Here is a 14,652-nt window from a genome sequence, read left to right on the forward strand (position 1 = left end):
GACAGTTCGTTGCCGATGTCGTGGTGGGCCGCCCCCGAGGCGGCCTACCATCGACTACGTGACCGAAGTCCCGTCTCCGCAGCTGCGGATCAGCGACCAGAACCGTGAGTCCGCGCTGTCCGCCATCGGCGAGCACATGACGGCGGGACGGCTCGACATCGACGAGTACGGCGAGCGCTCGGCCCGGATCACCGCGGCCAAGACCCGCGGCGAGCTGAGCGAAATCTTCGCCGACCTGCCGGAACCGCACCCGCGCTACGAGGACGTGCCGCAGGCCGCGGTCGCCCCGGCACCGGAGCCGGCGGCCGCACCGGCGCCGCGGCGGTCCGGGCCGCCGGACAACTGGTCGCCGCCGCAGCGGTTCCTGGCCGCGATCGTGCCGCTGGCCTTCATCGCCGCGATCGCCCTGATCGCCACGGGCACGCTGGCCTGGCCGATCATCTTCGTCCCGATCGGGCTGACGGTGTTCGGCAAGTCGATGTGGGGCCACGACTGGAACCACGACCAGCGCCACCACGACCGCCGCGACCGGCACCTGCGCGACCGCGAGCGCCGCCGCGAACTGCGTGACTCCTACCGCCGCGAACTGGGCCGCTGATCCCACCGTGGGTGACATGCGCTTGAGCGACGCGGAACGCCAGGACGCCCTCGACGTCCTGGAGGAACACGTCCGCACCGGCCGCCTCGACATCGACGAGTACGGAACCCGGTCGGCGAAGGTGACGGCGGCGAAGCGGGTGAGCGAACTGATCCCGCTGTTCGACGACCTGCCGTCACCGCGCCCGAGCGCGCTGCTGAACGGCGCGGCCGCGCCCGGGGTGCCGGTGATGGCCGGGGAGAGCGCGCTGTCGACGTTCCTGAACCGGAGCGCGGTGCCGATCGCGATCGTGCTGGCGATCGCGGTGCTGATCCTGTCCCGCGGTCGGTTGCTGATCATTTCGGTCGCGCTGCCGCTGGTGGTCGCGGCGATCGCGGGTGTGCGCCGCCGCCGGTCGTGATCGTCGCGCCCGGTCTGGCTAGGCTGGGCGGAGTGGAACCGGTGGAGATCAACGCGGGCACCTACTACCTGCGCCAGCTGCGCGCCGACCGCCACATCGACGACCGGCCGTTGTTGATGGAGGCGTTCGCCGATCCGACGCACCGCAAGTACGTCCTGAACTACCGCCTGCGCACCCTCGACGAGGCCACCGAGTACGTGGCCTTGCGGGCGGCCCAGTGGGCGGGCGACGAGCGCTGTTCGTGGGCGATCGCGGAACCGACGTCGGGACGGCTCCTGGGCGAGGTGGGGCTGCGCGAGCTGAACCTCGACGCCGCGTACGCGGAGGCGACGATCTGGGTCCACCCGGCCGAGCGCGGCAAGGGCATCGCGACCACCGCGTTGAACGCCGCCCTGCGGTTCGGCTTCGGCGGGCTCGGGCTGACCGAGGTCAGCTACCGGTACGAAGAGAGCAACACGGCGTCGGCGATCGTGGCCGAGCGCTGCGGGTTCACGCTCGTCGGCCCGGAGGCGGACCGCGCCCCGACCGGGGAGCGGTTGATCCGCTGGCACCGGACGTCCTGACGGCCCCTCAGCTCACCGGCTCCACGATGCCCGCGCGGGCTTCCGGGGCCGCCGACCGCAGGGCGTCCGCCGCTTCGTCGCTCGGCTGGGACTGGGACTCGCGCTCGGCCTCCACCCGGGCCCGGTAGACCTCGATCTCGCGCTTCACCGTTTCGGGCGACCAGCCCAGCACTTCACCCACCAGGGTGGCCACCTGCTCGGCGCAGTCCACGCCGCGGTGCGCGTACTCGATCGAGATGCGCGTGCGGCGGGCCAGGACGTCCTCCAGGTGCAGGGCCCCTTCGTGCGAAGCCGCGTACACCACTTCGACGCCCAGGTAGTCCGGCGCGTGCTCGATCGGCTTCAGCAGCTCCGGGCGGCCCTCCGCCGAGGCCAGGACTTCGTGGACCAGTGAGCCGTAGCGATCCAGCAGGTGCCGGACCCGGTACGGGTGCAGGCCGTGCTCGGCGGCCAGGTGGTCGGCCTGGTTGACCAGGGCGTGGTAACCGTCCGCGCCCAGGAGCGGGACCTTGTCCGTGATCGACGGCTGCGACCGGCCCGGCAGGTCCACCGCCGCCGCGTCGACCGCGTCCGCCGCCATCACGCGGTACGTCGTGTACTTGCCGCCCGCGATCGCGACCAGCCCCGGGGCGACGCGGGCCACCGCGTGCTCGCGGGACAGCTTCGACGTCTCTTCGCTCTCCCCCGCCAGCAGCGGGCGAAGCCCCGCATACACGCCTTCGATGTCGTCGTGGGTCAGCGGGGTCGCCAGGACCGTGTTGACGTGCTCGAGCAGGTAGTCGATGTCGTGCTTCGTCGCCGCCGGGTGGGCGAGGTCGAGGTTCCAGTCCGTGTCCGTCGTGCCGACGATCCAGTGGTTGCGCCACGGGATCACGAACAGCACCGACTTCTCGGTGCGCAGGATCATCCCCGACTCCGAGACGATCCGGTCGCGCGGGACGACGATGTGCACGCCCTTGCTCGCGCGCACCCGGAACCGCCCGCGGCCGCCGGACAGGCGCTGCAGCTCGTCGGTCCAGACGCCGGTGCAGTTGATCACCGCGGCGGCCGAAATCTCCGTCTCGCGGCCGTCCTCGACGTCGCGCACGCGCACACCGGACACCCGGTCGGCTTCGCGGAGGAACCCGACGACCTGGGTCGACGTCCGCACGACCGCGCCGTAGTGCGCCGCCGTCCTGGCCACCGTCATCGTGTGGCGGGCGTCGTCGGACTGGGCGTCGTAATAGCGGATCCCGCCGATCAGCGCCGAGCGCTTGAGCGCCGGCACCATCCGCAGCGCGCCGGCGCGGGTGAGGTGCTTCTGGCCCGGGACGCTGCGGGCGCCGCCCATCGTGTCGTACATCAGCAGGCCGGCCGCGGTGTACGGCCGCTCCCACACGCGGTGCGTCAGCGGGTAGAGGAAGCTGACCGGCTTGACCAGGTGGGGCGCGATCGTCGTCAGCATCAGCTCGCGCTCGCGCAGCGCCTCGCGGACCAGGCCGAACTCGAGCTGCTCCAGGTACCGCAGGCCGCCGTGGAAGAGCTTGCTCGACCGGCTCGACGTCCCGGACGCGAGGTCACGGGCCTCGACGAGCGCGACCCGCAGCCCGCGCGTCGCGGCGTCCAGCGCCGTGCCCGCCCCGACCACACCGCCGCCGATGACGACGAGGTCGAAGGTCTCGTTGCCGAGCCGCTGCCACGTCTCTTCCCGCTTGACCGGGCCCAGTCGAGCCGGGTTCGTCTCCGCTGCGTGCTGCGCCACGTGACATTCCTCCTCGTGCCGGCGAGGCTTCCAGCATCGCACGACCCGGTGATCGTCCGCCCGTCCACGGATGACACTTGTGGCGTAACCCTCCGCGACCCGACCTGGATCTTGACCGCGATCTTGACGGCGATCTTGAAAAGATTCGGCTGCCCGGTGCTTGGAAGTAGCTTCTACGCCCCGGTAACGTCGCGCGGACGTGGGTCGGCAACGGTGCCGTGGCACGCCGTGATCGACCCTGCGCAGAGTGTCCAGTGTGGAGGTGCAGCGGTGAGTGCTGGAGCGATAGTCGTCTGGGAAATACTGGGAACGGCCGCGCTGATCCTGCTCGGCAACGGTGTGGTCGCCAACCACGTGCTCCGCAAGAACAACGGTCATCAAGCAGGCTTCCTGTTCATCAACTTCGGCTGGGCGTTCGCCGTCTTCACCGGCGCCAGCATCGCCGCTCCGAGCGGGGCCCACCTCAACCCGGCCGTCACCCTCGGCCTCGCGATCGCGGACAAGACGCCGTGGGGCAACGTGCCGTTCTATTTCATCGGCCAGATGGTCGGCGCCATCCTCGGTGCCGTCCTCTGCTGGGCGGCGTACAAGCTGCAGTTCGACGACCACCCCGAGCCCGAGAACACGCTCGGCATCTTCTCCACCGCACCCCAGATCCCCAACACCGCCTGGAACCTCGTCACCGAGATCATCGGCACGTTCGTGCTGGTCGCCTGGATCCTGCTCAGCCCGACCTACGCGACCGCCGACGGCGGGACGCCGAACTTCGGCAACTCCGCACTGGGCTACGCGGGCGTCTCGTTCGTGGTGCTCGTGATCGGTACCTCCCTCGGCGGGCCGACGGGCTACGCCATCAACCCGGCCCGCGACCTCGGCCCCCGGATCGCCTACGCGTTCCTGCTGCCGATCAAGAACAAGGCCAACGCCAACTGGGGCTACTCGTGGATCCCGGTCGTCGGCCCGCTCGTCGGTGGCGCCCTCGCCGCCCTGCTGTACCTCGCCGTCCACAACCTGACCTGATCGCAAGTTCGACGGAATTCCGGGAGCACAAATGACTTCGTACGTAGCCGCGATCGACCAGGGCACCACGTCCACCCGGTGCATGATCTTCAACCACGAAGGCCGCGTCGTCTCGGTCGACCAGCGCGAGCACGAGCAGATCTTCCCCCGCGCCGGCTGGGTCGAGCACAACGCGGAAGAGATCTGGGAGAACACGCGCCGGGTCGCCGCGGGTGCGCTGGCCAAGGCCGACCTGACCGCCAAGGACATCGCCGCGGTCGGCATCACCAACCAGCGCGAGACCGCGCTCGTCTGGGACAAGACGACCGGCCGGCCGGTGTACAACGCGATCGTCTGGCAGGACACCCGCACCGACCGGATCGTCACCGAACTCGGCAACCTCGGCGGCGGCCAGGAGCGCTACCGCGACAAGGTCGGCCTCCCGCTCGCGACCTACTTCTCCGGACCCAAGATCAAGTGGATCCTGGACAACGTCGAAGGCGCTCGCGAGAAGGCCGAAGCCGGTGATCTGATCTTCGGCAACATGGACACCTGGGTGCTGTGGAACATGACCGGCGGGGCCGACGGCGGCGTGCACGTCACCGACCCGACCAACGCCTCCCGCACCATGCTGATGGACCTCGACACCCTGCAGTGGGACGCCGAGATCGCCGGCGAGATGGGCATCCCCCTTTCGATGCTGCCGGAGATCCGCTCCTCGTCCGAGGAGTACGGCAAGGTCCGCGAGAAGGGCGCGCTGGCCGGCGTCCCGATCGCGGGCATCCTGGGCGACCAGCAGGCCGCGACGTTCGGCCAGGCCTGCCTCTCGCCCGGCGAGGCCAAGAACACCTACGGCACCGGCAACTTCATGCTGCTCAACACCGGTACCGAGAAGGTGATGTCGCAGAACGGGCTGCTCACCACGATCTGCTACAAGATCGGCTCGAACGACACGGTGTACGCGCTGGAAGGCTCCATCGCCGTCACCGGTTCGCTGGTGCAGTGGCTGCGCGACAACCTCGGCATGATCTCGACCGCGGCCGAGATCGAGCAGCACGCGAGCACCGTCGAGGACAACGGCGGCGCGTACTTCGTCCCGGCGTTCTCGGGTCTGTTCGCTCCTTACTGGCGATCCGACGCTCGCGGGGCGATCGTCGGGCTCACCCGGTTCGTCAACAAGGGCCACCTCGCCCGCGCGGTGCTGGAGGCGACCGCCTTCCAGACCCGCGAGGTGCTCGACGCGATGAACGCCGACTCCGGTGTCCCGCTGAAGGCGCTCAAGGTCGACGGCGGCATGGTCGTCAACGAGCTCCTCATGCAGTTCCAGGCCGACATCCTCGGCGTGCCGGTGATCCGCCCGGTGGTCAACGAGACCACCGCGCTGGGTGCCGCGTACGCCGCCGGCCTCGCCGTCGGGTTCTGGAAGTCCGAGGACGACATCCGCACCAACTGGGCCCAGGACAAGCAGTGGGAGCCGGCCATGGACGACGCCCGCCGGGAGCGCGAGTACCGCAACTGGAAGAAGGCCGTCACGAAGACCTTCGACTGGGTCGAAGACGAGGACTGACCGGCCGTGGCCGGGGGTGCCGCCTGGTGGCGCTCCCGGCCCGCCCGCTCACACGGCCCAGCCCTCCGGCTCGCCCGACTGCTCGTTCGGGGCGATGATCATGAACGGGACGCCCTGGTCGTCGGTGACCCGCACCTGCCGCCCGTACGGCGAGTCGAAGGGCTGCCCCTCGACCGTGCCGCCCAGTTCGGCCACCTTGGCCGCGCCGGCATCGGCGTCCGCCACCCAGAAGTACGCCGACCAGTACGAGGGCACCTCCGCGGGCACCGACTCGGGTACGGTGCCGAGGCCGCCGATCGGACGCCCGTCGAGCAGCAGCACCGTGTACGTGAAGCTGCCGCCGGAGATGTCCTGGAAGCCGTAGCCGAAGACCTCCTCGTAGAACGCCTTCGCCGCCGGGAAGCCGCGGCTCAGGCACTCGTTCCAGGCCAGGGTGCCCGGGGCCGCCGTGACCTGCGTGCCGATGTGGTTGCCGGCCTCCCAGAGGCCGAAGACCGCGCCCGCCGGGTCGGCCACGATGGCCATCCGGCCCTCCTTCAGCACCTCCATCACCGGCATGACGAGCTGCCCGCCCGCCTCGGTGACGGCGGCGACCGTGTGGTCCACATCGGACACGGCGAGGTACGTCGTCCAGGCCGGGGGGATGTCCTGGCCCGGTGGGGTCTGCCCGATGCCGGCGACCGGACGGCCCCGCAGCCCGGCCATGCCGTAGAAGCCGGTCTCCGCACCGCCCCGCTGCACGTCCCAGCCGAACAGGCTGCCGTAGAAGGCGATCGCCTTGTCCTGATCGGGCACCATCAGGTCCACCCAGCTGGGCGTACCGTCGGGCCATCTTTCGTCCCGGAACACCATGCCGACTCCCAACCCCTCGTTCGCGCCGCCTTCGGTGACGGCCCGCACAGTGTGGCACCGGGCACCGACAAAAACCGGAAATCAGGCCTGGACCAGGCGGGCGTAGACGACGATGTTGTCGACGTAGTTGTGCGCGGACCGGTCGAAGACCCCGCCGCAGGTGATCAGCCGCAGTTCGGGACCGGCGGTGTCGTCGTAGACGCCTTCGCGTTCGAAGTCCTTCTTCGGCACTTGGTGCACCTTCGTCACTTCGAACACCGCCGTGGTGCCGTCCTTGCGGGCGATCGAGACGCGGTCGCCGGCGGCCAGCTCCTTGAGCCGGAAGAAGATGCCCTTCTGGTGGTTGCCGTCGACGTGCCCGAGGACGACGGCAGGCCCGGTCTCGCCCGGCGTCGGCGCGTAGGTGTACCAGCCGGCCTGCAGCGGCGTGGTCACCGGCGGCACCTGGACGGTGTTGTCCGGGTTGAGCCCGAGCGGGATCAGCGTCGAACGCGCGCCGATCTTCGGGATGTCGATCGAAACGGGCTCGGACTTGGGCAGCGCCGCGACGGCGTCCTCACCGGCCGCCTGGGGCGTCGGAGCGAGGCTGACCGGTTGCGTGACCGGCTGGGCGGCGCCCTGGCCGGGGTCATCGCCACCGCCGCCGAGCGTCAGCGCGAGCACGGCCAGGGTGGCCGGCAACGCGGCGACGACGGCGATCAGGACGCCTCGCCTGCTCGTGATCCTCGTGGTCATGCCGTCCCCCTGGGTAGCACCTGCATGTTCACACGTTCAGGTGGCCCTTTCGGTTGGCTCCCGACGGTACCCCGCCCCTCTCGCGGCCTTCGGTGCGGTCAGCGCCGCCAGGAACGGCGGGCCAGCACGAGACCGCCGCCGCCGACGGCCAGCACGCCCATGGCGGCCGCGGCGGCGAAGGGCCCGTGGTCTTCGGAACCGCCACCGGTCTGCGGTGCTCCCGACGGCACCTTCGTCACCTGGCGATGTTCACCCAGAACGGTGAACTTCGCGGTCAGTTCCGCGCCGCCGCAGGAGAACGACACCTGGTAGACGCCCGGCTTCGCGGGCTGCACGACCGCCGCCGCGGCGGCGGCGGGTGCCTTGGCCGGGTCGTTCTGCGGGCCGACGCGCCGCAGGGCACCGACGGTGAGCACCGGGGACGTCGGGGTGCGCGTGCTCGCGGCTTCGCAGCCGAGCCGGATCTGCACCTTCGCGCCTGGACGGGCCGCGGTCGGCATGACGCGGAGGTACGCCTTCGGGTTCCCCGCGTGCCCGGCCGGCGTCGCGGCGAAAGCCGCCGGAGCCGAGAGCAGCAATCCGCTCGAAACGGCGGCTACGGCCAGGATCTTTTTCATTGTCATTCCTTTTCCCTCCCCCGGGACTTCTGCTTCCGAAGACGTCCCTACCTGCGGCGGGGTTGCTTGCAGGGCAAGAAAAAACCACCCCGGACGGGCTCCGGGGTGGTTCGTGGGCGTTTCCGGGAAATCAGCCCGCCATGCTGCCGTCGCCGGCCTTCGCGGCGCCCGAAGGCACCCTCGCGACCTGGGCGGCGGGCACGGTGAACTGCGTGGTGTACGTCTGGCTGCCGCAGGTCACGCTCAGCGGGTACGTCCCCGCCGCGGTGCCCGGCTTCAGCTCGACGTCGGCGCTGATGTTCGCGTCGGCGCCCATGAACGGGCCGGGCGTGTAGTTGGCGAAGGTCAGCACCGGCGAGGAGAACGCCGGTGAAGGGCCGTCGCACTTCGCCAGAGCCACGTTCGGCGCGTCGCGGACGTACTTGTCCACGAGCGTCTGGTTGATCGCGGTGTTGACGTTGAGCTGGACGCTGCCCTTGGCCGGCGCGCCGCTCGGCGCCGGGACCGTGCTCTGCTGCGCCATCGCCGGTCCCGTCAGCGCCGTCGCCCCGAACACCGCTGCCGCAACCAAAAACACCGTCTTGCGCACCTTCACACCCTTCGCGTCCTTCAGCCTTACAACCGACAAGACGCGACGGGGCGCGACGGGTTGCCTACCGGATCAGTCGAGATCGTCGTGGCGCATGAGCTGGCGGCCGGCCTCGGTGATCGAGCCCGACAGCGACGGGTACACCGAAAATGTCAGTGCCAGGTGGTCCACTGTGAGCTGGTTCTGGACGGCGAGCGCGATGGGAAGGATGAGCTCGCTCGCCTGCGGCGCCACGACGACTCCACCGACGACCACGCCGGTGGCGGGGCGGCAGAACAGCTTCACGAAGCCTCGGCGGAGGCCCTCCATCTTCGCGCGCGCGTTGGTGGCCAGGGGCAGCATGATGGTGCGCGCGGGCACCTCGCCGGAGTCGATCGCCTGCTGGCTGATGCCGACGGTGGCGATCTCCGGGTGGGTGAACACGTTGGCGGCGACGGTCTTGAGCTTGATCGGCGCGACGCCTTCGCCCAGCGCGTGCCACATCGCGATGCGGCCCTGCATGCTCGCCACCGAGGCCAGCATGAGCACGCCGGTGCAGTCGCCGGCGGCGTAGATCCCGGGAACGGAGGTGCGCGAAACGCGGTCGACGGTGATGAACCCGCCGGGGCCGGGCTCGATGCCGACCTTGTCCAGGCCGATGTCCCGGGTGTTGGGCACCGAGCCGACGGTCATCAGCGCGTGGCTGGCTTCGATCACGCGGCCGTCGGCGAGGAAGATCTCGACGCCCTTTTCGGTGCGCTCGACGCGGTCGGCGCGCGCCTGCTTCGCGACGGTCGTGCCGCGCTGGGAGAAGACCTCTTCGAGCACCGCGGCGGCGTCGGCGTCCTCGTGCGGGAGGACGCGGTCACGGCTGGAGACGACGGTGACCTTGACGCCCATCTCGGTGTAGGCGGAGGCGAACTCGGCGCCGGTGACGCCCGAGCCGATCACGGCGAGGTGCTCGGGCAGCTCCTGGAGCTCGTAGAGCTGACGCCAGTCGAGGATGCGCTCGCCGTCGGGGACCGCGCCGGGCAGCACGCGCGGGGTGGCGCCGGTGGCGATGAGGACGACGTCAGCGGGCAGCTTCTCGGTGCCGTCCTTGGTCGTGACGGCGACCTTGTGCGTCGCCAGGCCGGGCTCTTCGTCGCAGAAGCGCGCTTCGCCGGCGATGACGCGGACGCCTTCGCGCTGGACGCGGGCGCGGATGTCGGCGGACTGGGCGAGCGCGAGGCCCTTCACCCGGCCGTGGACGGTCGGGAGGTCGATGCTGGTGTCGGCCAGGTCGGTGTTGATGCCGAGCTCGCCGAGGTCGTGCATCTTGGCCAGCGCGCCGGAGCTGGCGATGAACGTCTTCGAGGGGACGCAGTCGTAGAGGACGCAGGCGCCACCCAGGCCGTCCCGCTCGACGATCGTGACGTCGGCTCCGTGCTGGGCCGCGACCAGCGCGGCTTCGTAGCCGGCGGGGCCCCCGCCCATGATCACGATCCTGGTCACCTGGGTCCTCCTCTGGGCTGTTCGTGCGGTGCTCTCACCGTACGCGGCGAAGGTGACCGGACACCGAAGTGGGCGAACACGGCGAGTGCGTCCACTCGGGTGAGGGAGGTGTCGCTACGCTGTCGGCGTGCCGTTGTATGCCGCGTACGGATCGAACATGGAGCCCGCCCAGATGCTGGAGCGCGCGCCGCACTCTCCGATGGCCGGCACCGGCTGGCTGGAGGGCTGGCGCCTGACCTTCGGCGGCGAGGACCTGGGGTGGGAAGGTGCCCTGGCCACGATCGTCGAGGACCCCGGATCACGGGTGTTCGTCGTGTTGTACGACGTGACCCCGCTGGACGAGGACGGGCTGGACCGCTGGGAAGGCGGCGAGCTGGGCATCCACTCGAAGATCCGCCTCAGAGTCCAGACGATGGACGGCTCGGTCCTGGCCTGGCTGTACGTCCTGGACGCCTACGAAGGCGGCCTCCCGTCGGCCCGCTACCTGGGCGTCCTGGCCGACGCCGCCGAGGCGGCCGGCGCCCCCGCCGACTACGTCGACGACCTCCGAACCCGCCCCTGCTCCGGCATAACCGGCTGAGTTCCGTCCCCGATCACGCGAGTTACGCCCCCAATCACGCGGGTGACGGCCTCGAGCACGCGAGTCACGCCGCTCGTCGCTCGAAGTGGGACCGGAGTTCGGCCAGCACCCGGCTGGGGTCTCGGAGATCCGCCGCGGCTGCCCGGATGGTGACCCAGCCTCGACCGGCCAGCCGCTGGTCGCGCTCGGCATCGTGCTCACGCCGCTCCTCGTGAGCGGCGAAGCCGTCGTACTCCAGGGCGATGCGGAGGGCCGGCCACGCCATGTCGAGCACGTACAGCTTGCGGCCGTCGATGGCGGTGATCTCGTACTGCGCCTCCGGAACCGGCAATCCGGCTTCGACCACGATCAGCCGGAGGATGCTCTCGGGCGGCGATTCGGCCTTCCCGGTCGCGAGTGCCAGGAGCATCTGCGCCCTGTGGATACCTCGCCTGCTCCTGCGGTCCAAAATGCGGTCACGGACGTTCTCACGGAGCTTCAGGCAGTGGTCGGCAGCCAGCCCCCGCATGGCCTCGTCGAGGGCCGCGAACGCTGTTCGCTTGTCTCCGTCGCAGAGGAAATCAGCGAGGGCGAGGTCGAGTGAAAACACCGCCAGCCCCTCGATTTCGATCACATCGGACTCGGTGAATTCGGCTCGATGCACCACCAGCCCGGGCCTCGACTCCACCCGCCGGGCGTAGGGCACGGTGAGGTGCACCGCGGGCTCCTCGGCAGCCGAAATCCCATGCAGGGCAAGAGAAGTAGCTCCCGACAACACAGCGGGCGGACCGACCGCGATCAGCGCGGCCTGCGCCCGGGTCGCAAGATTCAGCGCATCCGCTGCGTGGATGACCACGCCTCGCCACGGCTGCGCCAGCACGCCGGTCGCCAGCCCCTCGAGCACCGCTCGCCGCCCCAAAACCGCATCGGCTTCGCGACGCGAGACGGCTCCGTGAAGTCCTCCCCATCTGATCACAACTTCGAGGATGAGGCCCTCCGACGATCAACGGAAGGGCCTCATCCTCGAGCTGTGGATAACTCGCCTAGCCTGTGGATAACTTGTGTGCGTAACTCCGCACTCGCGTGATCGGAAACGGAACTCGCGTGATTGGAGGCGGAACTCGTCAGGCGAGGGTGGTTAGGGCTGTGTGGACCAGGGTTCGGACTCCGCAGAGGAGGGCTCGCTCGTCCAGGACGAACGTGGGGCGGTGGATGTCCGACTGGGGGGCCGGGGGGCCGGGCCAGACGCCGAGGCGGGCGAAGGCTCCCTGGACGTGCTCGAGGTACCAGCCGAAGTCCTCGCCTCCGGAGGACTGCTCCGTCTGGGCCACCGCGCCCTCGCCGAGGGCGGCCTCGACGCCGGCGCGCATCAGGGCCGTCGACTCCGGGTCCGAGACCACCGGCGGAACGCCCCGGCGGTAGTCCAGTTGGAAGCCGACGCCGGTGGGGGCCAGGAGGGACTCCACCGAAGCGGCCACCAGCGGCTCCAGGGCCGTCCAGACCTCGTGGTCCGCCGTGCGCAAGGTGCCGCGCAGGACGCCGTCCTGGGGGACCGCGTTGGCCGCCTGACCCGCGTGGACCGCTCCCCACACCAGGACCGTCCCGGACCGCGGGTCGACGCGGCGGGAGAGCACCGCGGGCAGGGACGTGATCACCGTGCCCAGCGCGTGCACCAGGTCCGCCGTCAGGTGCGGGCGGGACGTGTGGCCGCCCGGGGACGTCAGGCGCAGCTCGATCAGGTCCGCCGCTGAGGTCAGCGCGCCGACGCGCATCCCCACCGACCCCACCTCGAGGCGCGGGTCGACGTGCAGGCCGTAGATCCGCTCGACGCCCTCCAGCGCGCCCGCCGCGATCATGTCCAGCGCTCCCCCCGGCATGACCTCCTCGGCGGGCTGGAAGATCAGCCGGACGCGGCCCGGCAGCTCCGGCGCGCCGGCCAGGGCGCGGGCCGCGCCCAGCAGGATCGCCGTGTGGGCGTCGTGGCCGCACATGTGGGCCGCGCCCTCGGTCGTCGACGCGTACGGCAGGCCGGTCGCCTCCGTCAGCGGCAACGCGTCCATGTCCGCGCGCAGCGCCACGCACCGCTCACCACTGCCGATGTCGCAGACGACACCCGTGCCGCCCGGCAGCACCCACGGCTTGAGCCCGACCGAACGCAGCAGCGTGACGACCAGTTCCGTGGTCGCGAACTCGTGCCGCGACAGCTCCGGGTGCGCGTGGATGTGCCTTCGCCAGGCCAGCACGTCGGTCGCGTTGGCGCGCAGCCAGTCGTCCAGCCAGAACGGGCCGCGGCCCGCACCAAGGTCCTCCACGGGAGCCATGCTTACGCCGGCTTCGGAAATGAGCGCCTCGGACCCCTCCATGGGGTTGATGATGCGCCCATGGGGGTCGCCTGGAACGTCCGGCCGTGAGTCCAACACCGTCACGCCGCACCTCCTCCCGCAACACGGGTAACCCGCGCAGCGGCTGGGGTCACGCGTCGTGCCGATCGATCTGTACGCATTTGCAGACGATCGTGCACCATGCAGGCGGCAAGCCGCGCCTCGAAAAGCGCCGTCCTAGACGGCCGGTACCGGATCTGCGTTGAACGGCGTGCACCACTTCGGCAAAGCCGAAAACCTCAGGACCCCTTGGCCCGCTTCGAACGGATCTTGCGGCCCCAGATCACGATGCCGAGCAGGACGACCGCGAGCAGGCCCGCGATCAGCTTGTTCCTGGTCTTTTCGCTGTTCGCCTTGTCCGTCTGCGCCGGGTCGAGCACCGGGCCCGGGTTGACCGTGGTCTGCGCCGGGACCAGCACCGGAGAAGCGTGCGCCGCCGACATCGTCACGGCCACCGGGCGCACCGGAGCGGCATACGCGGGCGACGCGGTGAACAGCACCGCCCCGAGCAGCCCGACCAGGACCAGACCCCGCAGTTTCGCCATGTCATCCCTTCGCCGCCACCAGGCATTCTGCCCGCGGACCGCCCGCGCGTCAGCCACTGAACGCGTCGAGGATCCGCTGTGCACCGAGGGTAGCCGTCAGTTCACCGTCGCGCACCGCCCGTTCGACGTCCGGAACGACCGTTCGCACGTCCGGATGCGCCGCCAGCCGACCCAGCAGCTGTTCGCGGACCATCGCCCACGTCCAGTCGACCTGCTGCTGCCGCCGCCGGGCGGCCAGCTCGCCGGACGCGGTCAGCGTGTCGCGGTGCTGCTCGATCGCGCCCCAGACCTCGTCGAGCCGCAGGTTGTGCAGGCCGCTGCAGGTCAGCACCGGCGGTGTCCACGACGCCTCGGGCCCGTAGATCATCCGCAGCGCGCCCGCCAGCTCCCGCGCCGCCCGCCGGGCGTCCCGCTCGTGGTCGCCGTCGGCCTTGTTGACCGCGATGACGTCGGCGAGCTCCAGCACGCCCTTCTTGATGCCCTGCAGCTGGTCGCCGGTGCGCGCCAGGGTCAGGAACAGGAAGCAGTCGACCATGTTCGCGACGGTCACTTCGGACTGTCCCACCCCGACGGTCTCGACCAGCACGACGTCGTAGCCCGCCGCCTCCATCAGCACGATCGTCTCGCGGGTCGCCCGCGCGACGCCGCCGAGCGTCCCGGACGTCGGCGACGGGCGGATGAACGCCCGTTCGTCGACCGCCAGCCGCGCCATCCGGGTCTTGTCGCCGAGGATCGACCCGCCGGTCCGGGTGGACGACGGGTCGACGGCCAGCACGGCGACCCGGTGGCCGGCCGCGGTCAGGTCGGTGCCCAGCTGGTCGATGAATGTCGACTTGCCGACACCGGGGACGCCGGTGATGCCGACGCGCCGCGCGCCGCCCGACACGGGCAGCAGCTCGACGAGCAGCTCCTGCGCCAGCGCCCGGTGGTCGTCCCGCTGCGACTCGACCAGCGTGATCGCCTTCGACAGCATCCCGCGGTCCCCCGCGAGCACCCCCTTGGCGTAGGCGGTGACGTCGATCCTGCGCGGCAA

General features: G+C 70.6%; 16 protein-coding genes. 6 read left to right on the plus strand and 10 right to left on the minus strand.

The window, feature by feature from the left end; genetic code table 11:
- The first annotated feature begins 58 nt into the window (after nucleotides 1–58).
- From HUT10_RS22735 to HUT10_RS22745, 3 genes are read left to right on the plus strand one after another with little or no spacing between them, the layout of a single operon-like run.
- The gene (locus tag HUT10_RS22735) at nucleotides 59–598 is read left to right on the plus strand and encodes a DUF1707 domain-containing protein (protein ID WP_176173086.1); all 540 of its coding nucleotides are present in this window, start codon (nucleotides 59–61) and stop codon (nucleotides 596–598) included.
- A gap of 7 nt (nucleotides 599–605) precedes the next feature.
- Complete coding sequence (locus tag HUT10_RS22740; RefSeq protein ID WP_176173087.1) at nucleotides 606–998, plus strand: DUF1707 domain-containing protein; 393 nt, start codon at nucleotides 606–608, stop codon at nucleotides 996–998.
- 32 nt (nucleotides 999–1,030) lie between these two features.
- The gene (locus HUT10_RS22745; RefSeq protein WP_176173088.1) at nucleotides 1,031–1,561 is read left to right on the plus strand and encodes a GNAT family N-acetyltransferase; all 531 of its coding nucleotides are present in this window, start codon (nucleotides 1,031–1,033) and stop codon (nucleotides 1,559–1,561) included.
- Nucleotides 1,562–1,568: 7 nt separating this feature from the next.
- Here HUT10_RS22745 and HUT10_RS22750 read toward each other — a convergent pair whose 3' ends face one another.
- Nucleotides 1,569–3,302, minus strand: a complete 1,734-nt coding sequence (locus HUT10_RS22750; protein WP_176173089.1) for a glycerol-3-phosphate dehydrogenase/oxidase — start codon at nucleotides 3,300–3,302, stop codon at nucleotides 1,569–1,571.
- Nucleotides 3,303–3,572: 270 nt separating this feature from the next.
- Here HUT10_RS22750 and HUT10_RS22755 point away from each other — a divergent pair, with 270 nt between their 5' ends.
- Together HUT10_RS22755 and glpK are read left to right on the plus strand one after the other, a co-directional pair.
- Nucleotides 3,573–4,322, plus strand: a complete 750-nt coding sequence (locus HUT10_RS22755) for an MIP/aquaporin family protein (RefSeq protein WP_176173090.1) — start codon at nucleotides 3,573–3,575, stop codon at nucleotides 4,320–4,322.
- Nucleotides 4,323–4,353: 31 nt separating this feature from the next.
- Nucleotides 4,354–5,868, plus strand: coding sequence for a glycerol kinase GlpK (gene glpK / locus HUT10_RS22760; RefSeq protein WP_176173091.1), 1,515 nt, complete (start codon nucleotides 4,354–4,356; stop codon nucleotides 5,866–5,868).
- A 48-nt stretch (nucleotides 5,869–5,916) separates the two neighbouring features.
- On the opposite strand, the gene HUT10_RS22765 is transcribed toward glpK, so the two are convergent.
- The 5 genes from HUT10_RS22765 to HUT10_RS22785 form a co-directional block, all read right to left on the minus strand.
- On the minus strand, nucleotides 5,917–6,720 hold the full coding sequence (locus HUT10_RS22765; RefSeq protein WP_176173092.1) for a VOC family protein: 804 nt from the start codon (nucleotides 6,718–6,720) through the stop codon (nucleotides 5,917–5,919).
- Between the two features lie 81 nt (nucleotides 6,721–6,801).
- A complete protein-coding gene (locus tag HUT10_RS22770) occupies nucleotides 6,802–7,455 on the minus strand; it encodes a class F sortase (protein WP_176173093.1) in 654 nt (217 codons plus the stop codon).
- A 98-nt stretch (nucleotides 7,456–7,553) separates the two neighbouring features.
- On the minus strand, nucleotides 7,554–8,072 hold the full coding sequence (locus HUT10_RS22775; RefSeq protein WP_176173094.1) for a hypothetical protein: 519 nt from the start codon (nucleotides 8,070–8,072) through the stop codon (nucleotides 7,554–7,556).
- Between the two features lie 130 nt (nucleotides 8,073–8,202).
- Complete coding sequence (locus HUT10_RS22780; protein WP_176173095.1) at nucleotides 8,203–8,661, minus strand: hypothetical protein; 459 nt, start codon at nucleotides 8,659–8,661, stop codon at nucleotides 8,203–8,205.
- A 72-nt stretch (nucleotides 8,662–8,733) separates the two neighbouring features.
- Entirely contained in the window at nucleotides 8,734–10,134 is a 1,401-nt protein-coding gene (locus HUT10_RS22785; protein ID WP_176173096.1) for an NAD(P)H-quinone dehydrogenase, read from the minus strand.
- A 127-nt stretch (nucleotides 10,135–10,261) separates the two neighbouring features.
- On the opposite strand from HUT10_RS22785, the gene HUT10_RS22790 reads away from it, so the two are divergent.
- On the plus strand, nucleotides 10,262–10,714 hold the full coding sequence (locus HUT10_RS22790; protein ID WP_217709632.1) for a gamma-glutamylcyclotransferase: 453 nt from the start codon (nucleotides 10,262–10,264) through the stop codon (nucleotides 10,712–10,714).
- 64 nt (nucleotides 10,715–10,778) lie between these two features.
- Here HUT10_RS22790 and HUT10_RS22795 read toward each other — a convergent pair whose 3' ends face one another.
- The 4 genes from HUT10_RS22795 to meaB form a co-directional block, all read right to left on the minus strand.
- Nucleotides 10,779–11,612, minus strand: coding sequence for a DUF559 domain-containing protein (locus HUT10_RS22795; RefSeq protein ID WP_176177947.1), 834 nt, complete (start codon nucleotides 11,610–11,612; stop codon nucleotides 10,779–10,781).
- 205 nt (nucleotides 11,613–11,817) lie between these two features.
- On the minus strand, nucleotides 11,818–13,119 hold the full coding sequence (locus HUT10_RS22800) for an amidohydrolase (protein ID WP_176173097.1): 1,302 nt from the start codon (nucleotides 13,117–13,119) through the stop codon (nucleotides 11,818–11,820).
- 194 nt (nucleotides 13,120–13,313) lie between these two features.
- Nucleotides 13,314–13,619 (minus strand): hypothetical protein, encoded by a 306-nt coding sequence (locus HUT10_RS22805; RefSeq protein WP_176173098.1) that lies wholly within the window; start codon nucleotides 13,617–13,619, stop codon nucleotides 13,314–13,316.
- Nucleotides 13,620–13,668: 49 nt separating this feature from the next.
- Nucleotides 13,669–14,652: a methylmalonyl Co-A mutase-associated GTPase MeaB gene (gene meaB, locus HUT10_RS22810; protein ID WP_176173099.1), complete on the minus strand. Its 984-nt coding sequence runs from the start codon at nucleotides 14,650–14,652 to the stop codon at nucleotides 13,669–13,671.

This window comes from Amycolatopsis sp. Hca4 (assembly GCF_013364075.1).
Lineage (GTDB): Bacteria > Actinomycetota > Actinomycetes > Mycobacteriales > Pseudonocardiaceae > Amycolatopsis.